The sequence below is a fragment of the Aquibacillus saliphilus genome (assembly GCF_020404745.1).
Taxonomy (GTDB): Bacteria; Bacillota; Bacilli; order Bacillales; family Amphibacillaceae; genus Aquibacillus; species Aquibacillus saliphilus.
Genome location: NZ_JAIZAP010000021.1, coordinates 62562 through 83699, shown reverse-complemented (window position 1 = coordinate 83699; position 21138 = coordinate 62562). Strand labels below are relative to the sequence as shown.

The 21138-nt window shown below is 35.2% G+C and carries 23 protein-coding genes; 5 read left to right on the top strand and 18 right to left on the bottom strand.

Annotated features, from left to right (window positions below):
• Window positions 1-46: 46 nt before the first annotated feature.
• Window positions 47-1192 carry an MFS transporter gene (locus tag LD272_RS18350; protein WP_226038062.1) on the top strand — a complete coding sequence of 382 codons (1146 nt, stop codon included), beginning with the start codon at window positions 47-49 and terminating at the stop codon, window positions 1190-1192.
• Between the two features lie 219 nt (window positions 1193-1411).
• Here LD272_RS18350 and LD272_RS18345 read toward each other — a convergent pair whose 3' ends face one another.
• From LD272_RS18345 to LD272_RS18330, 4 genes are all read right to left on the bottom strand, one after another.
• Window positions 1412-1849 carry a GNAT family N-acetyltransferase gene (locus LD272_RS18345; protein WP_226038061.1) on the bottom strand — a complete coding sequence of 146 codons (438 nt, stop codon included), beginning with the start codon at window positions 1847-1849 and terminating at the stop codon, window positions 1412-1414.
• Window positions 1850-2012: 163 nt separating this feature from the next.
• Window positions 2013-2561 carry a DUF6241 domain-containing protein gene (locus tag LD272_RS18340; RefSeq protein ID WP_226038060.1) on the bottom strand — a complete coding sequence of 183 codons (549 nt, stop codon included), beginning with the start codon at window positions 2559-2561 and terminating at the stop codon, window positions 2013-2015.
• A gap of 128 nt (window positions 2562-2689) precedes the next feature.
• A complete protein-coding gene (lepB, locus tag LD272_RS18335; protein WP_226038059.1) occupies window positions 2690-3238 on the bottom strand; it encodes a signal peptidase I in 549 nt (182 codons plus the stop codon).
• Between the two features lie 54 nt (window positions 3239-3292).
• Window positions 3293-3949 (bottom strand): TVP38/TMEM64 family protein, encoded by a 657-nt coding sequence (locus tag LD272_RS18330; protein ID WP_226038058.1) that lies wholly within the window; start codon window positions 3947-3949, stop codon window positions 3293-3295.
• Window positions 3950-4209: 260 nt separating this feature from the next.
• Between LD272_RS18330 and LD272_RS18325 the strand changes: the two genes are divergently transcribed.
• Entirely contained in the window at window positions 4210-4602 is a 393-nt protein-coding gene (locus tag LD272_RS18325; protein WP_226038057.1) for a YhjD family protein, read from the top strand.
• Window positions 4603-4666: 64 nt separating this feature from the next.
• Here LD272_RS18325 and LD272_RS18320 read toward each other — a convergent pair whose 3' ends face one another.
• Together LD272_RS18320 and LD272_RS18315 are read right to left on the bottom strand one after the other, a co-directional pair.
• Window positions 4667-5044 carry a hypothetical protein gene (locus LD272_RS18320; protein WP_226038056.1) on the bottom strand — a complete coding sequence of 126 codons (378 nt, stop codon included), beginning with the start codon at window positions 5042-5044 and terminating at the stop codon, window positions 4667-4669.
• A gap of 178 nt (window positions 5045-5222) precedes the next feature.
• Window positions 5223-5738 carry a competence protein ComK gene (locus LD272_RS18315; protein ID WP_226038055.1) on the bottom strand — a complete coding sequence of 172 codons (516 nt, stop codon included), beginning with the start codon at window positions 5736-5738 and terminating at the stop codon, window positions 5223-5225.
• Between the two features lie 259 nt (window positions 5739-5997).
• Here LD272_RS18315 and LD272_RS18310 point away from each other — a divergent pair, with 259 nt between their 5' ends.
• Window positions 5998-6468 (top strand): DUF3939 domain-containing protein, encoded by a 471-nt coding sequence (locus LD272_RS18310; RefSeq protein ID WP_226038054.1) that lies wholly within the window; start codon window positions 5998-6000, stop codon window positions 6466-6468.
• Between the two features lie 62 nt (window positions 6469-6530).
• On the opposite strand, the gene LD272_RS18305 is transcribed toward LD272_RS18310, so the two are convergent.
• The 4 genes from LD272_RS18305 to LD272_RS18290 all read right to left on the bottom strand — a co-directional run bounded on the left by LD272_RS18305 (window position 6531) and on the right by LD272_RS18290 (window position 10666).
• Entirely contained in the window at window positions 6531-7472 is a 942-nt protein-coding gene (locus LD272_RS18305) for a hypothetical protein (protein WP_226038053.1), read from the bottom strand.
• A gap of 38 nt (window positions 7473-7510) precedes the next feature.
• The gene (locus tag LD272_RS18300; RefSeq protein ID WP_226038052.1) at window positions 7511-8707 is read right to left on the bottom strand and encodes a M48 family metalloprotease; all 1197 of its coding nucleotides are present in this window, start codon (window positions 8705-8707) and stop codon (window positions 7511-7513) included.
• A gap of 90 nt (window positions 8708-8797) precedes the next feature.
• Complete coding sequence (lplA, locus tag LD272_RS18295; protein WP_226038051.1) at window positions 8798-9793, bottom strand: lipoate--protein ligase; 996 nt, start codon at window positions 9791-9793, stop codon at window positions 8798-8800.
• Between the two features lie 141 nt (window positions 9794-9934).
• Complete coding sequence (locus LD272_RS18290) at window positions 9935-10666, bottom strand: MBL fold metallo-hydrolase (protein ID WP_226038050.1); 732 nt, start codon at window positions 10664-10666, stop codon at window positions 9935-9937.
• A gap of 119 nt (window positions 10667-10785) precedes the next feature.
• On the opposite strand from LD272_RS18290, the gene yhfH reads away from it, so the two are divergent.
• Both yhfH and mnmH read left to right on the top strand, forming a co-directional pair.
• A complete protein-coding gene (gene yhfH / locus LD272_RS18285; RefSeq protein WP_226038049.1) occupies window positions 10786-10914 on the top strand; it encodes a protein YhfH in 129 nt (42 codons plus the stop codon).
• 283 nt (window positions 10915-11197) lie between these two features.
• Window positions 11198-12241, top strand: coding sequence for a tRNA 2-selenouridine(34) synthase MnmH (gene mnmH / locus LD272_RS18280; RefSeq protein WP_226038048.1), 1044 nt, complete (start codon window positions 11198-11200; stop codon window positions 12239-12241).
• A 144-nt stretch (window positions 12242-12385) separates the two neighbouring features.
• Here the strand turns inward: mnmH and LD272_RS18275 are convergent, their stop codons facing one another.
• From LD272_RS18275 to LD272_RS18240, 8 genes are all read right to left on the bottom strand, one after another.
• Window positions 12386-13066, bottom strand: a complete 681-nt coding sequence (locus LD272_RS18275) for a hypothetical protein (protein ID WP_226038047.1) — start codon at window positions 13064-13066, stop codon at window positions 12386-12388.
• Window positions 13063-13821, bottom strand: a complete 759-nt coding sequence (locus tag LD272_RS18270; RefSeq protein WP_226038046.1) for a hypothetical protein — start codon at window positions 13819-13821, stop codon at window positions 13063-13065. The genes LD272_RS18275 and LD272_RS18270 overlap by 4 nt, the downstream gene beginning before the upstream one ends.
• Entirely contained in the window at window positions 13802-14704 is a 903-nt protein-coding gene (locus LD272_RS18265) for an ABC transporter ATP-binding protein (RefSeq protein WP_226038045.1), read from the bottom strand. The genes LD272_RS18270 and LD272_RS18265 overlap by 20 nt, the downstream gene beginning before the upstream one ends.
• Complete coding sequence (locus tag LD272_RS18260; protein WP_226038044.1) at window positions 14701-15081, bottom strand: GntR family transcriptional regulator; 381 nt, start codon at window positions 15079-15081, stop codon at window positions 14701-14703. Before LD272_RS18260 ends, LD272_RS18265 begins: the two co-directional genes overlap by 4 nt.
• 285 nt (window positions 15082-15366) lie before the next feature.
• Entirely contained in the window at window positions 15367-16773 is a 1407-nt protein-coding gene (gene hemY / locus LD272_RS18255; RefSeq protein ID WP_226038043.1) for a protoporphyrinogen oxidase, read from the bottom strand.
• Complete coding sequence (hemH, locus tag LD272_RS18250) at window positions 16770-17714, bottom strand: ferrochelatase (protein ID WP_226038042.1); 945 nt, start codon at window positions 17712-17714, stop codon at window positions 16770-16772. Before hemH ends, hemY begins: the two co-directional genes overlap by 4 nt.
• Window positions 17715-17789: 75 nt before the next feature.
• Entirely contained in the window at window positions 17790-18821 is a 1032-nt protein-coding gene (gene hemE / locus LD272_RS18245; protein WP_226038068.1) for a uroporphyrinogen decarboxylase, read from the bottom strand.
• Window positions 18822-18959: 138 nt separating this feature from the next.
• On the bottom strand, window positions 18960-21131 hold the full coding sequence (locus LD272_RS18240) for a transglycosylase domain-containing protein (protein WP_226038041.1): 2172 nt from the start codon (window positions 21129-21131) through the stop codon (window positions 18960-18962).
• Between the last annotated feature and the right edge of the window lie 7 nt (window positions 21132-21138).

Genomic DNA, 21138 nt, shown 5'->3' with positions numbered 1-21138 from the left:
TCTTTTCATATAGTAAAATAGGCCATTACAATCGTGAGGTGAGATGATGTCAAAACAAATCACTACAGCCATTATACTTATTTATTGTTCAGTTTTTATCGCTAGTAGTATTTATGTGATGATTCCTTTACAACCGATATTGGCAGAAACGTTTGATGTATCTCTAAGTTATATGTCACTGTCTAGTACATTATTTGTTTTTCCTTACGCATTTGGTCTTCTTTTATTTGGCGTATTAGCAGACAGACTTCCACTGCGAAACATTTTATTAGTCGGCATGGCGTTACTTGCCATAGTCACAGGGCTACTTAGTTTAACTAATTCTATCGACAGCTTAATCTTCCTTCGAGTATTCCAAGGAATTTTAGCTGCTAGCTTCGCACCAGTATCATTTGCATACTGCTTCAAACACTTTAAAGGCTCCTTACAAGCATTTGTAATTGCTATGATTAATACAGGTTTTTTGTTTGCTGGTGTATTTGGTCAAATAATCTCCGCTTTTTTTGCTGATTTATTTTCTTACCAAGCAGTATTTATCGCTTTTTTCTGCTTTTATTTAAGTTGCTTTATCGGTTTATTTCTAACCTTAGAATCATCTTCATCAAAACAAACATACCGTTTAAACAATTTGTTTTCTACCATTTTATCATGTTTCAAGCATCAATCATTGCAAAAACTCTACGCTATTACGTTTTTCCTACTATTAACGATTATGTTATTTTATGGATCATTTGAAATTTTTCTGTTTACTGAGTGGAGAGATTTCCCTTTTTCCCTTCAGTTATTCCGTACTATTAGTTTGATTGGTATTATACCTGCATTTTTTGCCAGTCCCTTAATCAAAAGATTTGGATCAGAAAATATTTTGATGTTCCAATTAGGTGTTATGGTTGTAGGATTTATTCCTATCGTCATTTGCTTGAATGTAGCAACAGCTCTATTTGCTTCCTTACTTATGATTGCTTCCACATCATTAACAATTCCAATGGTTGTTTTACTTGTTGGAAAACACGCCTCTTCACATAAGTCTACTGCAGTGGCTGTATATTCCTTCACACTATTAATAGGCGCGAGTCTAGGTTCGACCTTAGCATCCTACCTTTCGTTTACTACTGTTATAACGATCATCCCAATTGCTTTTATTGGACTTTGTTTATTTAGCGGATTGATGATTCATTCTAATCAAAAATAGCTTAAATTACTTAGACTAAGTAATTTAAGCTATTTTTAAGCTTTTAAAGTATTATCTCGACACTCTTTTTTCTTGTTAGTTCATCCCGTATTTGTTTTAAAACATAATTTTTTTCTTTGGTGATAATGATAAAAAATTAACCCTTATAGATTAGAATGTTGAAAATACCAAAAAAAGTCGCCAGATTCATTATCGTAGCACCCTGCAATTTTTTGATATTTAAGTTAGAGGTAGTTTAAATACATAACTAACTTTATCGTAGTTCATTTTTTTCTCATAGAAACGATGTGCGTCGGTCCGCTTTAAACCAGATGATAAGGAGACACTTTCATATTTATTTTGTTTCGCCCAAGTCTGTACGTAATCTAGTAATTTTTCACCATATCCGTTTGACCTGAAGCAAGCATCTGTTACTAAATCACACACCCAGACAAATCTACCATTATACAGTGTAATCATTGGCTTAAAACCAGTTACAGCAACAAGTACTCCTGCATCAAATAATCCGACCACTTTATACCGATCATAATCACGCGCTTCCAATACTAAATCAATATAGGATTCTTGATCTAAATGCGTTCTTAGTTGTTTCATAATCGGAAAAGCCTGTTTTATCTCTTCTACAGATTCTAATTCTTTAATTGTTACTTTTTCCAATGGTTAAACCCCCTTTTAAAAATAAAAGTTAAATACTGTAATCATTTTCATAATACCTATTACCGGCGCATCAGGGATTAAATCTTTTCCAAACTATATGCTGTCAGGATATGGCTTGATCGTGTAATTATGAAATTGACTCATTGGAGTAGGGTTACAATAATTAGTCAAAATTCTTTTTAATATATTCCTGTTCTTCTTCTGGTGTTAATAATCGAGAAGCTTTACCTACACTGCCATTTTGAATAGTCCAAATTCTATTATGTACTTCTACGGCATTGTCGAAATCACCTTCTACCCATGGGGAAAGTGAATCTAATAACAGCGCATCATGTTCTAAATCATCTCTATTTTTTACTACTGTATATAATTTTTCGACACGTTCTTTAGTAATTTCAACAGTGCCCCATTTCTTATCAGCTAACACCTTTTGATGTGTCATTTTATGAACTTCTTGAAGTATAGAGTTTTCACTCATCGTTTCGTATTTTTTGAGTTGATCTGTTGGAGTCGAGTCATTTTCAAAATTCTCATCGATGGATGCTTGAATTTCTTCTTGTTCTTCTTGAATTTCTTCCATCTCTTCCTCGGTTATTTCAGTGGATTGGTCGCCATCGCTAATTGTTTTCCAAATTATTAAGATAATAGCTATCCCCACCACACCTAAAAACAAGTAAATGAATTTTCTTTTTTTCAGATTATTCTTTCCCAATTTAAAAACTCCTATTTATTGCCATTTTAATTAAATTTACACTATTTACACTCCTGTATCAAATTATTTAACTAGCTGTTTATAGATTCCTGAACCAAAAAAAAAGTACAAACCACATGGTTCATACTCTAATTTAAAAATTGAAATCCTAATTGAGAGACTGGCCAATATCTAACGTCCACTTTACCAACAACCGAAGTCGCATCTACAAAGCCAAAGTATCTGCTGTCTAAGCTTTCTCTTCGATTATCGCCTAAAACAAATAGCTTTCCTTCAGGTACCTTCTTTTCACCTGTCACCTGCTCCAGCGTAAAGTCTTCGGTTAGCGGTTCTCCATCATTTTTTCTGAAAGGTTCTAAATAACTTTGGCCCACTTGCTCATTGTTTATATATAACTGGTCATTACGATATTCTATCCTATCCCCAGGTTCACCAATTACCCTTTTTACGTAATCTTCCTCTTCGCTTGCATGAAAAACGATAACATCGAATCGGTTAATGCTTTGTATATCATAGATTAGTTTGTTCACCATTAGTAAATTACCATCGTTTAAGGTAGGTTCCATTGATTTACCATCAACAACATAACTAGCAAACAAATAAGATCGGAATAATACAGCTAAAGCAATGGCAATGAGAACCGTACGCAAAATTGCCCAATACTTTATTTTCTCCATAGCATTTTCCTCCAAATTTTCCATCTATATACATTTTACCCACTCGATAGTTTTTTATTCGTCTTTACTTTGTACTTTATCCCGAGCATTCGCCCTTTTTTGTAAGTGTTTCTCTATGAATTTACCCAATATCCAGAAAAGAGCGATACCTATCCCAACAATGATTGTTCTCATTGGATTTTGAGCGAAGGACATAATACTCTCGCCTATGTATGAGATCGTAAATATCATGACTGTTTTCCCGAGTAAAACAGCTAAAGCAAATTGTTGAAAACTGATTTTTGACATTCCAGCTACGATATTAATAATCGCTGAAGGAGAAAAGGGAAAACACATTAATAAAAACAGTGGCCCAAATCCATGTTTTTCCAACCAATTAGTTACCTTCTTTACCTGTTTATTCCCTCTAATCCACCGAAAGAAACGCTTTTCTCCCAGCCTTCGGACAAGTAAAAAGACACATATTGCTCCCGCACTCGCTCCTATCCAAGACAGCAAGAAACCCTGTAATAAACCATATGCAGCTGCATTCGTCATCACAAAAACTACTAATGGAAGAAAGGAGAAAAATGCCTCGAAGAATGGCAATAAAACACCTGGCAGTGGTCCCAAACTTTCATAACTTTTTAATAACTCAATAAGAACATCATTATACTCATTACTTTCAATCATTTCCTTTATCTCTGATACATCTATGTTTAGTATATACATACTCATAAACCCCTTAAGCGTTCTTACATTTTAAGTTCATTAACTTAGTTTCCTCATTTTATTTTAAAGTAAACAAACAAAAATGCCTATCGTTGAGGCTTGATTTTTCTAATATTAACAAAATATTAAACACTCGTAGCGCTCAATTTCTATAAACGTAGATGATTTTACTTGAGAAATAGTTTTTTCGGTATATTTTTGTTTGTTATTCCATATATTTAAGTTATAATAGAACACACGTTCTTTAGGAGGGAAAGCACTTGCGTTATCTCAGCAAAGAAGAATTCGAATTAGCTTCACGTTTTTTATTCCTTTCCATGGCTATCCTCGTTATCAAACAAGACCTCAAAAGTATAGAAAAGGGAACATCATTCAAAATTAAAGAGCCATATATCGAGCTCCTTGATATGATGGAGTACGAAGCAACGAAGGAACGCGGAAAATTGCGAAAAAGCATGAACGAGAAACAATTACAAGTGGTTTCTCTTAACAAAAACGAGTCTTTTTCCTCTTTTCTATTCCTTTGTAAAGGGCGAGAAGAAAAGAGAAATTACTTTAATCCAGCCATTCGAAAAAAAGTAGAGACTATAATGAATGAGCTTATGCAAAAGAAAATAGTTACAGATAAGAAAGTGGTCTCAAGGTCACGCTGAGTAAACTAACTAATAAAGAGCGCATAATGCGCTCTTTATTAGTTAGTTTACTCTATTTTGCTTTCTATGTATCTTCTGATTGTTCATTAGGATTTATTTGCTCAATTAACTCAGTTAAATTATATTTCATATCTAGTGAGTCAATTTTTATTATCGTATCACCATTTTCTCGCTTAATAAAGTAGTTGAATGTGTTTAGAAAGACTGGCTTGAAACTCTCTTCAATTAACCCTGTACCAGTTTTAGCCAAATACGTTCCCTTATCAACAACCTCTTGAGGTTTAAAGTCAAAAAACACAACCATAATTAACGCAATAATTGCAACTACCACAGCCATTTTAACTAATGATTTCACAATTTTAACTACAAAGAAAAGTAAAATAACAACTACAATTAAACTCAAAAATTTGTTCTCTGTGAAAAAGCTGCCGAGTTGCTCCAATCTATTTACGCTCCCTTCTAGTTGTCAGTCACAAGAGCATACCAAATATATGTATGTAATCTTATTCTGCATAAAAAAAGGGAATTTTAAACATTATTTAACTAATTTTAGGTCTTTCACTAATCATTTTATTAGTTATCTAGTATTTAGTTTTATTTTTAAAGGATTTTAATCAGTGTTAAATAAACGGCTCTGCTACAATATCCACATTATTCTTCAAGATATACCTAATCCTGTTATCAAGTAAATACCTGTATTGAGCTGTCCGTTGAACTTGATTTAACACCGAACCGTGAGAAACTTCTAATATAACCGTTTGTCCGTTTTTGAAAATGATTTGTGCTCTTTGTTTTGGGGCTTTAACGATTTGATCAATGTGGGAGTGCGAAATCCAAGCACACTTAGGGTTTTGTGGAGATGATGTCGGGAAAAAATACATACCACTTGAAGGGTCAATTACGATAGGCGCTTTATGAGTGATGCCACAAATATCTCGTGTTCCATCCTGACGACCTTTTAAACTACTTCCAAAGAATTTACAAGCTAAATCAATTACTTTTCCAGGAGATTTTTTAACGTAAATAATTTCATCATCCTCTAGAATTTGCGTAATATGTTTTCCACTTAATTCCTTAGTCATGACAGCTAGCGTCATTGGGGTTATTTCATGATTTAATTTCATTTCACCTAACATTATATCGTCCCTTTCCAAACTGTTAAATGAAAAGTAAAAGACCTAAAAACAATTTACCAATAAAAAGAAAAAAATGGTAGTTTAAATATGAAAATATCGAAAAATTGTCACAATTCAGCCCTATAAAGTGATTATTTTTGATATAATTAATATAAAGAAAGGGCTTTCAATGGAATGATTAGTATTCTTAAAATAGATTATTTATCTTATTTTAAGGTTCCGTTGAATTTGCATATAAATATAGAACAGGGGGCTTAAAATGTGGAAAAAAAATAAAAATAAAAAGCAAAAAAAACAAGCTAAATTACCAAAATACCCTATCCGTGATATTCCCTTATTTGAACTAAAAAAAGCTATTGATAAATACAGTGATCAATTACCAAATCAAATTCCTTTAAGCGTTATAATCAATGATGATTTAACGCTAAACTTCCAATTATTAGCTCCATTTTTAAAAGGTATTCCCGAGCAAACCTATTATATGACACGAGAGACCTACGATTTATTTGAAGAAAAAGATCAGCAGCTTGCCTTCGATATTGACATGATTCAAAAAGCAGTTGATGATTACATGCAACAAACGAAGGAACTGCCGGTTATTAACGGGGACCCGTACAAAAAGGTGAGCTTCTTTAAGCTTGAAAAATTAAATCTCATTGAATACCGCCCTGAACTAGCATTTTACCTAACAGATGAAGAATATTTAATAACTTACAAGAAACCTAGCTAGCATCCTTGACCTAGTAAAGACAGGTACAAACGCACCTGTTTTACCTTCTGAATAAAAACCATTTAATCAGCATGTTCAACAATACGTTGCCATTCTTTTTGTAGCGAATCGTTTGTTTGTCTCGTTTCAATTAATAGTTGACTTAGTTGATCTAGTGTTTTATTCACTTCCAAACGCATCTTCTCTACTTGTTCAGTCGAATCATGAATTTTGTCCTGAACTAGCCAATCGGAAATCAATCCATCAAAGAAATAGTCCATAAAGGTCAATCCACCCGAAATAGAAAGGTCAACTTTAAAGGTCTGACCAATATCATCTAATTCATAAGAAAATTTTCTAAGAAGTTGTTGGGACCGGTGTACTTCTTCCTTAGCTGTATCGATATTGCTATGCTTTATAGAGGTACTAATTAATCCACCACCAAACATATCTACGGTTCCCCAATTTTTAGCTTTAGTTAACGACTCAGTTGCATACGATAAAGACTCAGAAGCTAATGTTCCTGCTTCTAACGCTTCGTTAATTTCTTTGATATCTGAAGATAGATCAGAAATTTTATTAAGTAAATAAAAGCTTCGTTCCCCGTCCTCATGGCTACTGTGTAACAAATACTGATGCTTTTCCATTAACAATTGGTGGTAATTTTCTTTCGGATTACCCAAAATGTTAATTTTTTTGGTTAATTCAGCAAGTTCATACTCAACGTCTTGTTTTGCCTCGCTCGCTTCTTTCCATCTTAAATGAGCAGCCACAACCTCTTTTTTCTCCTGGATTAATTGTTCATCCTTTTTACCAGTAAGACTCATAAAAATACCAGTTATACTAACGCCTTCCAACTTGTCGACATCCACTTGTTCTTGATCTAGTTTTATTTTATGATTTGTTTCTTTTTCTTGCAGCTTGTTTAACTCATCTCTTAACGCCACGGCTTGCCTTTCTAGTCTTTCTACATCACGCAATTTTTCTTTTTCATCAATTAATTTTTTTTGGTATTCATTTAACATAAGCTAATCACCTCTTCCTACTATTTACGAACAGAAATTTAATTTGTTTCACGTTTTTGAATTTCCCTCTCTATTCGTGCAATTCTTTCTTTTGTAGAAGGATGACTAGAACGCATCCATTTAACCAAAAAAATCGGATCAATGTCACTTCTCGATTGAACAGCCATTCTATGATAGCCCTCAAGCGCTGGGGCAAGATTGTCTGTATGTTCAATCGCATAGTCATCTGCCGACCTTTCTATTTGTCTGGAGACATAATTAGATATCGGTTGCGTTACTGTCAAAAGCAATGACAGAATTAATAATAATAAAGGAATAGCTCTGAGTTCACTTTTTGACTTGTAACTTTCTTTCCGTTTTATATTCAGCCATACGCGGTCATAAATAACAGCTGCAAGAAAGAACACTACAAAACTTAAAACTAAATATCCCGCGACCCCTATAAACACATGATGCTTAACATAATGTCCTATCTCATGTGCTAGAATAAATAAAATCTCATCTTGCTCCATACCTTCTAACGTTGTATCCCACAGTACAATTCTCGCATTTCCCATGATGCCCGTAACATATGCATTGAAGGTTGTAACCTTCTCACTCATATTTACCTGTAACAGTGTTGCATTGTCTAAGCCAATTTCATTAGTGAAATTCTCTATTTCAGTTCGTAGCGGGCCTTGTTCCATAGTAGTGAAATCCTCGTATAGTGGATCAATCCAGATTGGTTGGACATAGACAACAAACAAAACGAGCGGTAGTGCTAATAACCATAATAACAACCACCACGTTTTTTTAAATTGCTCTATTAGAAGTCGAATGACAATTATCCCAAGTGTTAAAACTATCCAGTAAAAAAATAAATCTAAGCTTATTTCATAAAACCAATCCCCTAATGGTTGGTGACTAGTTCCTTCTTGATGTGATATAAAAAACCACAATAAATTAAAAGGCAATCGAATTATTCCGTAGGCAAGCACAAGGAGTATTGAGAATAGCAAGGTTCTCATCCATTCAAACCGTGTTATTACCTCAATCGAACTAACCCATCTCTTGGACCATTTACTTCTGATAAGGCTATATAACAGAATCCATTCTAAGGGTAGTTTTGAAAAAAATACTGCATGGGCTAATGCAGCATAATTAGAATCACTAAACGTCTCTAATCGGTAAAAAAACAGAAAATAACTCCAGATACAAAGGAGATAAACGAAGTAAATTAATAGTATTCTTTTCATTAGTATTCTCCCCTCTATGCTCAGCCTAACTTTGATATATAGATAATCCCTTGTCTATTTGGACAAGGGATTATCGTTATTAGTCTATGATTAATAAATCAGATTAATGAAGTCTTCTTTAGAAATTTTACCTAAATAATGTGGGATGTCTAAATCACTAATTGCTTCTTCAATTGCTCGCTTTTCATAACGAGCATTAATAAGACGCTCTTCAATAACAGTAACATCACCAACACCAAAGAAGTCACCATAGATTTTACAATTATTAATAACTCCTTTTTTAACATCTAAACGAACGTCAACTAAGCCATAATCAAATTTATGAGATTGCTGAACATTAAAAGCTGGAGATTTCCCATAATTCCAATCCCATTGTTGGTAGCGATCTTTCGATAATTGATGAATGTTTTCCCAGTCTTGTTCTGTTAATTTAAATTTAGGAACTTCCTTTACATCTTCCACACCAAACACATAACATAAGATATGCTCTTTAAATGCTTCCATAGACATCTTTTCGTCCATTAAATCAATAATGTTAGCTACACGACTACGGATTGATTTAATTCCTTTTGACTTAATTTTTTTTGCATTCACATTCAAAGCAGAAACGACATGTTCAATTTCTGAATCGAACATTAACGTGCCATGGCTAAACATACGACCTTTAGTAGTGAATTGAGCGTTTCCAGAAATCTTACGACCGTTTGCAGTTAAGTCATTTCTTCCAGACAGCTCAGCTGGAACTCCTAATTCTTTTAGAGCTTTAACAACTGGTTCAGTAAATTTAGCGAAATTTTGAAAGCTATCCCCATCATCTTTAGTAATAAAACTAAAGTTAAGATTACCTAAATCATGATATACAGCGCCACCACCGGATAGTCGACGTACGACATGAATACCCTTGGAATCTACATAGTCGGTATTAATTTCTTCAATAGAATTTTGATTCTTTCCGATAATAATAGACGGTTCATTAATGTAAAATAACAAATATGTATCTTTTTCACCAAAGTTTTTCAATACGTACTCTTCAATGGCCAGATTAATATGAGGATCTGTAATCCCCTCATTATCGATAAATTTCATTTTTTAACATCTCCCTTTTTTATAAGCTTGTCCTTGTTTAAAAAAGCTCTTTACTGAACTATATTTTTTAATACCTGTAAAGGTTCAGTATAAAATAAACTGAATTACAAGGCAATTTATGGAACTTAAGCATTACCATTTTCATTTGCCCCAAATGAGTCCTTCATCTGCCAATTGAACAGGTCCGTTAAAATAATTCCTTGCCTGTATTAATAAATCTTGTCTATTTCCAAAATGAGGATGGTGACTTAGAATTAACTGTTTGACTCCTGCATGTTTAGCTATTTCAGCGCCTTCCCTACTATTCATATGTCCAGCCTTTCTACCATCCTGTCCTTCGTAAAAATTACAATCTGTGATAAGTAAGTCAGCGTCTTGACTAAATGAAATAAAATTATCGGTGTAACTAGAATCTGCTGTGTAAACCATTGCCTTGTCTCCATCCGTTATTCGCATCGCATAACAAGGAACTGGATGTTCTGTCTTCATAAAAGTAAATGAAAATGGTCCCACTACTAAAACAGATTCAGGATCATATGCAATTGCCTCAGTAAAGTTGTGTGTCAGTTTTTCAAAACCAATCTTATCTTCCAAGTGCCCATAGATAGGTAAAATCTTCTCTGTATTATTAATTGAGTTTTGGACTAACCAACTGTACTGCAACACACCAATATCAGCCACATGATCATTATGATAGTGAGATAAGATGACCGCATCAATCTCCATAACATCTTTATACATTTGAATCCTTGACAATGCACCACTACCGCAATCTATCAAGCATGTGAATCCATCTTTTTCTATTAAATAGGAAGATGTCGCACTTCCATTCCCGGGATATGCTCCCCAAAATCCTATTACAGTTACTTTCATTTTTTTCATCCTTTCATCCAATTGTAAACAAATTGACACAATTGTTATAAAACAGGGTATTGTAATTATCTAGTTGTTATAATACAATAGATATATAATAATATTTTGGAGGGATCCTTATGATAAGTATCGTTGAGTTTTTCAGAAATCTTCCGCGTAAAAAGTGCGCAAAATGTGGTAATGACATCGTTGAAAAAGCTGATTGTTACGTTAACTTATGTGACAATTGTGATCACCCTGCATTATAACGGCGATACTAATTTCAACCTCGCTTATAAAAATAATTAAAGCGAATACATTTTACAAAATAACATTCATACAGTATAACCAAGCAGCTTATTTCTAAGCTGCTTTTTTGTGTGTTCAAATTTTCATCCCCAAACTCCAAATTATTAAACTATAAGTGAATTTGTGGTATGGTTAATTAGTAAAGTGACAATTGAGTACTCTTCGTTCTATCATTAGATAAAACAATTCTAGATATAATAAGTTTATCATATACACGACCAGCCATTACACAGAGGTGAAAACATGTTTAACGATATCGATATAAACCACTTATCAGATTTACAACAAAAACAGGAAATAGCTATGATTGATGTCCGTTCACCATCAGAATTTAATCATTCAACTATTCCTGGTAGTATTAATATTCCCATTTTCACAGATGAAGAGAGAGCTGAAGTAGGTACACTATACAAACAAGCCGGCCCTGATGTTGCAACAGAACGTGGTCTCGAAATCTTTTCGAAAAAGTTACCTGAATTTATGAAGGAATTCAGGGCTCTTTGTGAACCTAAAGTAGTTTTCTGTTGGCGCGGCGGAATGCGCAGTAAAACAGCAGCAACGATGATTGACTTAATGGGAATGGATGTATTTCGCTTAGAAGGTGGGATTAGATCCTATCGCAATTGGGTAGTTGATTCTTTAGCAACGTTTACATCCACTCCAGACACATACGTGTTAAACGGCTATACAGGTACAGGGAAAACAATACTGTTAAACAAATTACATGATGTAAATTACCCTGTAATAGACCTTGAAGGTCTTGCTAAACACAGAGGGTCTATTTTCGGACAAATTGGACTTGAGCCAAGCAATCAGACAACATTTGACACACTGATACTAAATGACTTACTTAGACTCAAACAGGCACCGTATCTATTATTGGAAGCAGAAAGCAAGCGAATCGGCAAAGTAGTTCTTCCTGACTTCCTTCTTAAAAAGAAAGAAGAAGGAATACAACTATTTGTCGAAATGCCGAGAGAAGAACGAGTCCAAAATATTATTGAAGAATATCAACCTTGGAATTATTATGACGAATTTATTAGAGCTTTTCAGATAATAAAAAAGAGAGTTCATACACCAATTGCCAAACAAATTGAAATGGATTTAGAAGCAGAAAATTATACATCTGCCATTCATTTATTATTAGAATATTACTACGATCCGAAATACGAATACAGTAAGAACCAATATCCTGAGGAGCGCACCCATATCATTAAAGCGAAAAATGTGGATGAAGCATTTATTGCTCTTCAAGACTTCCTTACTGGTGCAAAGGTTAAAAATTAAAAGGAACAAAAGCGCAGGCGCCGGAGCTGGACGTGGCTAACTTAGAAATTAATTATCCACAGCAGTCCATTTTATAATTTCCTAGACAGCAAGGTGAAGGAGCTTGACAACAAGCTCCTTTACTTCTCCCTATTATTCCCGACACTATAACTCAACGAATTGAACTTCCCCTGTCAATTCCAAATCCTTTGGAATACGGATATAAAGTAGCTCTGCTTCAATTGCGCTAGTCGGGAAATGCAATCTTTTTTCCCCTGTGAACTGAGTAATCGAGAATTCATTTGTAAATATCGCAAAATGGTAATCCATTTTATCAGGTTGCTGCACGATTAGTTTATTATTATTTAGTTCCACTTGATAACCACCATGATTGACTAAGGATTCTGTTGCATATTTAACAACATCTATTTCTCCATCATTACTCTCTTTACGTTCAACGAATATAATGATATCTTGATTTTCTTCCCCGTTCGAGGTTACTTGCAAAAACTGTTCTTTTACATCAAACTGCCATTTTTCTTTCACAGTTATTTGTTTTGATTGTTCAAGGGTACCTAAATGCGCTCTGTTGTACAATTCCTGATTAGACCGTTCTATTTTTTCGGAATCTACTTGGCTAATGGAAGTGATTTCATCATCTGGTAAAGAGAAAAAAACAACTATTGAAGCTAGTAAAATAATGCCGTAAATGCTGAGCACCCATTTTATTTTATTTCCACTCATTTGATTAATTCTAAAGAGATCATTTTTTTTGACGATTACAACGATGACAACGATTAATCCAATCATAATTATAAGTGGTAGTAACTGCATTATTAAGGTCATTGTTTAACCTCCAATCGGTTCGTGATGATGAGTGATGTAAAGAAGAGAACAATTACTGTTAAAATTATTTTGATCACCAATAACAATAACGTACTTTCTCCTTGATAAAATTGTCCAATTGTTATAAACAAAGTGGGTTCATCTCTAATACCTGTCCCCGTGGAGGCATATATCGGATATCCTATAAATAGTGCCACTAGGATTATTATTAACATTTTACTTAGTTGAGCAAGGACACCAACTAAATAACCTAAAGCAGCAAATAAAAGAATATACATTATCGTTGCAACAAGTCCTATTAGAAGCGTAGAAAACGTTTGACTACTACTAATAAGTAAATCAACATCGAAAAACAAATAGACAATGACTTTTAACAGATAACCCGTAAGTAATGAGGTAGTACCAGCAATAATACTAGCTATTGTTAAAAAAAGCATATTGGATAGGTTGCTAGTTAACCTATTTGTAACAAACGTAAAATCATCATCTCGATATGCCTTTGTTGTAATAAGTATTGCAGTGATGAATGCCCACACCATTGTAAATGCGATGACCATACTTCCAGAGTATGAATTTGTTGTTAAGGAAAACCCCGAGGAACTAGAACCACTCGAACCACCAGTTCCCCCAAGCGAGAGTAACAAAGCAATGACTTGAACAACCATCATTGAAGTAAATACACCCGCATATGCTTTCAGTTTGAATTTGTACTGTTTTTTTACGATTCCCCAGTGGTTAACCTCTGTCAAAGACATCATCAATTCCTCCCTTCGTATCACCTGTTAAATAGATACATAGATCATCAGCCGCAACTGGAGATATTTCTAAACCTTTCCGTTTAGCACTCTCGAGCTCCGCCTCTGACAAGTCATTCCTTACAACGACATAGGTATTTCCTAGTGTGTAACTTTTTTTATATAGAATTTCCTTACCTGTTATCCATTCATTAACAATTTGCTTCTGACCACTTATACCGATAGCGAATTCTTTTACATCAGCTATTGACATCTGGAAGTATTTTTCTCCATTCTTAATCAGCAAAATATCTTCAAGTATTTCTACCATTTCATTTAATAGATGGCTAGATAAAATGATTGTCCTAGGATGGGCAAGGTAATCTTTAAGCAACGCCCGGTAAAAGTCTTTCCTTACAGCTGCATCCATTCCTGTTGTCGGTTCATCAAAAATGGTAATTGGACATCTTGCCGCTAACCCGACAATCATATTAAAGGTACTCCTCTTTCCCTTTGACAAGTTATCATGCTTTTGGTTTGGGTTAAATTCGAAATAATCAAACAAGCGCAGTGCCAAATCCATATCCCAGTTTTGATAAAACGTACCAGCTGCTTGTAACAGTTGTCTGATAGTTAATGCCGGTGGAAAATTCATGTCGTCATCTACAAAAATTGTATTTGCTGACAGTTTTAAGTTATTAAAGGGATCTTCAGAAAAAACACGCAGTTCACCTGAGCTTTTCTTTAAGTATCCGGCAATGATTTTTAAAAGTGTTGTTTTTCCTGCACCATTTCTTCCAATTAATCCTGTGATTTTATTTTCTTCAATCCTAAAGGATAGTAGATTCAAGGCATCAAATTTTCCATATGCTTTCGATAACTGATTACACTCAATCACGTTCACTTATTTTCCTCCTCGCTATTAGCTATCTTAATCATCTCAATTAAAGCTGGTTCACTTACTTCTAGACGTTTTGCTTCTCCAACTAAATCGCGCACTAAATTTTTCAGCGTCGTATTCTTCCGTTTCATCAAAATGATTTCTCTAGCTTCATTTGATACAAACATTCCAAGTCCTCGCTTTTTATATAGAATCGTTTCTTCTGCAAGTATATTTAACCCTTTAGCCGCTGTAGCTGGATTAATGTTATACATTTCAGCCAGTTGATACTGTGAGTATATTTTCTGATCAGCCTTAATTTTTCCACTTAATATTTCCGTTTCCAACCATTCTTTAATCTGTATATAAATAGGTTTTGCTCCATCACCGTGAAGAATCAAAAGTCCACCTCCTATAACTAACCGACATAGTGCATTAGTGTTGTAATGTACTATATACTACTTTATGATATTTATCAAGAGCTAACTGAATCAATTTTATAGTTACCTTATGCAGAAATTGTCATCCGCATATAGTTTGGGAACGGTAATCCCAACTATATGCGGATGACAACTTTCAGGAAAATCAGTATTATGAAATTGACTAAACCAAATCCTTTCATGACCTTTTTGCCATTAAAACGCTAAAAACCCCACGAGAATAATCCTCATGGGGTTTTTAGAATGCTATGATTTTAGATAGTCCAAAACACTTGCTACCGCAGCTTCACCTTGATCAATACAATCTGGAATACCAATGCCACGGTAGGAACCTCCTGCTAAATAAACGCCAGGAAGGTTTTCCTTGATTTGTTCGGTAACTTTATCAATCCGCTCTTTATGCCCAACGGAATATTGAGGCATCGCATTTTTCCAGCGTGTAACAACTGAAAACTCCGGTTTTTCTGTGATATTCATTGTTTTATTTAAATCCTTTAAGGCAATATCAACAATCTCTTCATCAGATAAATCAACGACACCCTCATCACCAGGACGCCCTACATAGCATCGAAGTAATGCTTTACCTTTTGGCGCAGTTGTTTCTGGCCACTTTTTATGTGTCCAGGTACAAGCTGTAATACGGTAATCACTGTTACGTGACACAACAAATCCTGTCCCATCAATGTCTTTCTTAATAGCGGATGCATCAAAGGCTAAAGCAACGTTTGCAACAGAAGTAGCTTTCATTTCCTTCAATGGATCCATGAAATCATACTGACTAAGGATTCTGTTTGTGGCAAAAAACGGTGTAGCTAACACAACTGCATCAGCCTTGTAGACTTCGCCGTTTCCTAATAGCAGATGGTAATGATTTTCTTTTCGCTCGATATGATCGACAGTCGTGTTTTTGGTAACGACACCTTCTGTTAGTTCAGCCTCAACAGCTTCTACTAATGACTGCAGGCCATTTTTCAAACTGTAAAACATACTAGGTTTTGGACCTTTTGTTTTTTTCTTCTTGGGCATCGTTGCCTGTAAACCTTTGACAAGACTTTTATGTTCTTGCTCGAGACGATAAAAATTCGGAAAAGTTGCCATTAAACTCAAGTCATCAATATCCCCCGCATAAATACCTGAAAGAAGTGGTTCAATTAAGTTCTCTACTAATTCATCACCAAAGCGTCTTCTAAAAAACTTACCCAACGATTGATCACTGATTTGTTCTCCTCTAGGTAAGACAAAATCATAAGCTGCTCGTAATTTTCCTTTTGTTGAGAAAAGGCTAGAAAATAAAAATGGTCTTACTTCGGTAGGAATCCCCATGAAGGAACCACTGGGCATCCTATGTAACTTATTGTTAACAAGGATAAATGATCCTCCAGTCCCGTTTCCAACCAAGTCATTTTCTAATCCAACTTCCTTCACTAGGCGAGCTGCAGATTGTTTTCTTTTTAAAAAGGAATCAGGGCCACGTTCGATCATGTACCCATCCTTTTTTACCGTTCTAATTTTACCGCCTAGTTCGTTATTAGCTTCAATTAATTTTATTTTGTATGGCAGTTGGTGCTCGTTGATTTCCTTTTGCAAGTAATAGGCTGCTGTTAAGCCAGCGATTCCTCCACCAACAATAGCAATTTGTTTTTGTTCACTCATGAAATATCATTACCTTGAAATTTTTCCAACACAACCGCAGCTAACGTTTCAATAAATTTTGGTGATGCATTTGGCATTTCCGGACGATAATAGTTGGCACCAAGCTCATCACAAACAACCTTACACTCATAGTCATTATCAAATAACACCTCTAAGTGATCGGCCACAAATCCAACTGGCGCATAAACAAATGAACGATATTCCTTGTTATGATACAGGTCTCTTGTTAAGTCTTGAACATCCGGTCCCAACCAAGGATCTGGTGTGTTCCCTTCACTCTGCCAACCCAATTCGTACTGATTGATCCCTGTAGCTTCAGAAATAAGCTCTGCTGTTCGCTTTAATTGGTCTGGGTATGGATCACCATTTTGTAAGATTTTTTCCGGTAGACTATGAGCTGACAGAACTAGGACAGCCTTTTGCCTTTCAGCCTCATCCATTTTTGCGTACTCAGCACCAATTGACTCAGCCCAATATTCAATAAACCCTGGCGCATCATACCAGCTCTCCACAGAAGTAATGCTTGGGTTCCCTTGTTTTTCAGCTTCTGCTTGAGCACGTCCATTATATGACTTCACACTAAATGTAGAATAATGTGGTGCAAGTACAAGAGAAACAGCTTCCTCTATTCCATCCTCAGCCATTTGCTTAACTGCGTCTTCAATAAATGGTTCGATATGTTTTAAACCTAGATAATAAACGAACTCTAGTTCATCCTGCTGACTGTTAAGCTTATCTTCTAATGCTTTTGCTTGTTTTTGTGTAATTTCTGCAAGTGGAGAAATCCCTCCAATTGCTTTATAACGCTGTCTTAAATCCTCTAGAGCTTCCGGGGTTGGCTTTCTACCATGTCTGATGTCGGTATAATACCTTTCAATGTCCTCTTCTTTATATGGCGTTCCGTATGCCATTACAAGCAAGCCAACTTTTTTCTTTGCCACGTCGTAGCACCCCTTTTATTATTAATTTTAGTTAATAGGTTCTCATTTTATAGTAAAAAGTAAACGCACCTATTCTTATTTAGAATAACTATGAATAAGCTCAGTTAATTTCTTTAGTGTTGCAGGTTTAATTTCTGGAGTTACCCCATGCCCTAAATTAAACACATGAGATGGATGCTCTTTTCCTTCATCTAATATAGCTTTTGTTCTTTCTTCTATTATATTCCAGTCCGATAATAGAATAGCTGGATCCAAATTGCCCTGGAGTGGCTTCGTGATTCCCATTCCTCTAGCCTCCGTGATTGACATTCTCCAATCAAGACCAACGACATCAACTGGCAAGTCATTCCATTCAAGCACAAGATGACGTGCTCCTACACCAAACAGAATTAATGGGACTCCTGTTTCCTTTAACTCGGTAAAAATGCGATTCATGATTGGTTTAATAAAGTAACGGTAATCTGCTACATTTAATGCCCCAACCCAAGAGTCAAAAATTTGGATCGCCCTTGCACCAGCTTTTACTTGTGATTTGGCATATGTAATTGTCATATCAGCCAATTTGTCCATTAAAGCAAACCATGTTTTTTGATCGCTATACATCATTGCTTTTGTTTTATGATAATTTTTTGAAGGACCACCTTCAATTAAATAACTGGCAAGTGTAAATGGTGCTCCACTAAAACCAATCAACGGGACGTCAAGCTGTTCCTCAGCAAGTAAACGAATCGTTTCAAGCACATAAGGAACATCTGATTCAGGATCGATAGAACCAAGATTTTCAACATCTTGTAACCTACGAATTGGTTTATCAATCACCGGACCAATACCTGATTTAATTTCTACATCGACACCAATAGCTGGAAGTGGTGACATAATATCCTTATATAGGATAGCTGCATCCACACCGTAATGCTCAACAGGTAATCTTGTTACATATGCGCATAACTCTGGTTGATGAGTTATTTCAAATAACGAATATTTTTCTTTTAGTTCGCGATATTCTTTCTGTGAACGACCAGCTTGTCTCATGTACCATACTGGGGTATAGTCTGTTTCTTCACCCTTAAAAGCTTTTAAGATTGTATCATTTATTTGTCTAGACATTTTTTCACCCTTCATTTCTATTCCATCCGTCTTTCACTATAACGATTTAATTATCGTAAGTATAGCAATTGATGTTTTTGTCACTAAATTGTAATTATTACAAACTAATATCTTGTTTAATTTTAATTCATTTCTTACCTATAGGTCAAAAGATAGAACAGTATGATTGGACTCAGGACCTTGTTGTTCTGTGATAGGATCATAAGGAACTATATAATAAGTTGTATCCTGAAAGACATTGACACGTTCAATCGTAAATTCTCCTTTTCCTTCAACTTCCCCTATTTTTTCCCCATCACCTTCACCTGTCTCTTTATAAATATGGTAAATGATTCTCGAATCATCGGCAGCTGTCCACGTCAACCTTCCTCTTACTAGTGAAAAACCGCCCAGCTTATAGTTTGCCTCAAGGTCATTAATTTGTGGCAGTTGGATTGGATCTGGTAAATCTTCAACATCTTCCGGTACGTCAAAGTTATTAGATAACTTTTGTTGTTTGCTTAATTCACTTAAAATACTCTTAGTTAATACAGTTGGAGCTTCACTACCTTTTGTTAAGTAATGCGATTCATCAGACTGATCATATCCCATCCAGAGTGACGTTGTATATTCAGGTGTAACGCCCACAAACCAAGCATCTTTCGTTTGACCCTGCGCGTTTGGATGCTGTGTTGATCCCGTCTTCCCAGCTAACGCTTTATCATAGTTACCCACTCTCGCAGTACCACCTGTTGTAACACCTTCCAACGTTCGCACCATATTCCAAGCGACTTGTTTTGAAAAAACTTCTTTAGTATCTTTTTTTGTTTGCTCAATCAATTCGCCATTTCGATCATAGACACTGTCAATCGCGTGTGCTTTTGTCCATTGTCCTTGATCAATAAATGTTCGATAGCTTTCTGCTATTTGAACCGGTGTTAATCCATGCTCTAGCCCTCCGAGTGCAATTGCTAGTCCATCATCTGGGATCTTTATGTTCATCTTATCCAAATAACTTTTACTGTAGTCAATTCCTATTTGATCTAATAACCATACAGCTGGAGCATTTTTTGAATACTTAATCGCATCATACATTGTAACTACACCACTATACTGGTCATTAACGTTTTTAGGTGTGTAATTATCATTATACGTTCGCTTTTCATCCGGAATAAGTGTGTAGGGCTGATAGTCATCTAACATCATTGCTGGACCATAAACTGCAAGAGGCTTTAATACCGAACCTGGTTGTCTTGGAACTAGTGCCCGGTTAATATCCCCTGCTGTGAAACCTCTTCCAGCCAGAATCGCTTCAATCGTTGCTTGCTCATTATTTACTAGCACAAAAGCTGCTTGAACACCTTCTGTTGAACCATAAAAATTATCCTCATTTTGAAACTGTTGATAAGCAATTTGTTGGGCTTGTTCATTCAGATTTACTATAATCTGATAACCACCCCTTCTAAGTTCTGGCAATGTCAGTTGCAAATCATTGGCGGCTTCCTTGATGACCATATCAAGATAATCATCCATCCATGGCCGTTCTTTTGTTTCCGGTTGATTTAATCCTAATGTTTTTCCTTGAAACTGAATCATTTCTTCTGTTTTTAACATATCTAGGTTGTTCATTTGTTGTAATACTAAGTCTCGCCGTTCTTTTGCTTTTGTAGCATCATTTAACGGTGAGTATGTGTTGGGTGCTTTTGACAACGCAGCAAGCAATGCACCTTCAGTTATCGTTAAGTCCTCCACTTGTTTATTAAAATAAAATTCTGCTGCAGTCCCAATCCCATATACACCATGTGCAAAATAAATTTCATTTAAATACAACTCTAGAATTTTATTTTTACTAAAGTTTCTTTCTAAATAAATGGATGCCATCACTTCCTTGGTTTTTCTCATCCAAGTTTTATCATTATATAAGAAGAGGTTTTTCGCTAGTTGTTGTGTAATAGTACTAGCTCCTTCTACTTTTCCACCAGCGATGATATCCCGGTAAATCGCTCGTGTTACAGATTTAAAATCAACGCCAGCATGGCTATAAAATCGTTGATCTTCTATCGCTAAAAAGGCATTTTTTACATGGTCTGGTATATGTTCAATTTTTACTGGCTTCCGATTCTCATCATATAGCTCTGCAACTGTACTTCCATCCTTTGTAACGATTTGGGTGGTTGAGGGCAGAATCAAATCTTTATCATCGACAACAAACCGCCCACCAAACAGAATAAACAAATAGCCAATGATCCCCAGAAGAATCGTTACTCCTACAAGTATGATTAGCCATTTAACTTTTAAAATCCACGAAGGTAAACGTTCGAATATGTTCATGATGCTC

Bases quoted from the DNA above. Each gene is read 5' to 3' on its own strand.
- LD272_RS18350 (WP_226038062.1), top strand. From the start codon at position 47: ATGTCAAAACAAATCACTACAGCCATTATACTTATTTATTGTTCAGTT.
- lepB (WP_226038059.1), bottom strand. From the start codon at position 3,238: ATGGAGAAAATAAAGTATTGGGCAATTTTGCGTACGGTTCTCATTGCC.
- LD272_RS18330 (WP_226038058.1), bottom strand. From the start codon at position 3,949: ATGTATATACTAAACATAGATGTATCAGAGATAAAGGAAATGATTGAA.
- LD272_RS18315 (WP_226038055.1), bottom strand. From the start codon at position 5,738: ATGTTAGGTGAAATGAAATTAAATCATGAAATAACCCCAATGACGCTA.
- LD272_RS18310 (WP_226038054.1), top strand. From the start codon at position 5,998: ATGTGGAAAAAAAATAAAAATAAAAAGCAAAAAAAACAAGCTAAATTA.
- LD272_RS18305 (WP_226038053.1), bottom strand. From the start codon at position 7,472: ATGTTAAATGAATACCAAAAAAAATTAATTGATGAAAAAGAAAAATTG.
- LD272_RS18300 (WP_226038052.1), bottom strand. From the start codon at position 8,707: ATGAAAAGAATACTATTAATTTACTTCGTTTATCTCCTTTGTATCTGG.
- lplA (WP_226038051.1), bottom strand. From the start codon at position 9,793: ATGAAATTTATCGATAATGAGGGGATTACAGATCCTCATATTAATCTG.
- LD272_RS18290 (WP_226038050.1), bottom strand. From the start codon at position 10,666: ATGAAAGTAACTGTAATAGGATTTTGGGGAGCATATCCCGGGAATGGA.
- yhfH (WP_226038049.1), top strand. From the start codon at position 10,786: ATGATAAGTATCGTTGAGTTTTTCAGAAATCTTCCGCGTAAAAAGTGC.
- mnmH (WP_226038048.1), top strand. From the start codon at position 11,198: ATGTTTAACGATATCGATATAAACCACTTATCAGATTTACAACAAAAA.
- LD272_RS18275 (WP_226038047.1), bottom strand. From the start codon at position 13,066: ATGACCTTAATAATGCAGTTACTACCACTTATAATTATGATTGGATTA.
- LD272_RS18270 (WP_226038046.1), bottom strand. From the start codon at position 13,821: ATGTCTTTGACAGAGGTTAACCACTGGGGAATCGTAAAAAAACAGTAC.
- hemY (WP_226038043.1), bottom strand. From the start codon at position 16,773: ATGAGTGAACAAAAACAAATTGCTATTGTTGGTGGAGGAATCGCTGGC.
- hemE (WP_226038068.1), bottom strand. From the start codon at position 18,821: ATGTCTAGACAAATAAATGATACAATCTTAAAAGCTTTTAAGGGTGAA.
- LD272_RS18240 (WP_226038041.1), bottom strand. From the start codon at position 21,131: ATGAACATATTCGAACGTTTACCTTCGTGGATTTTAAAAGTTAAATGG.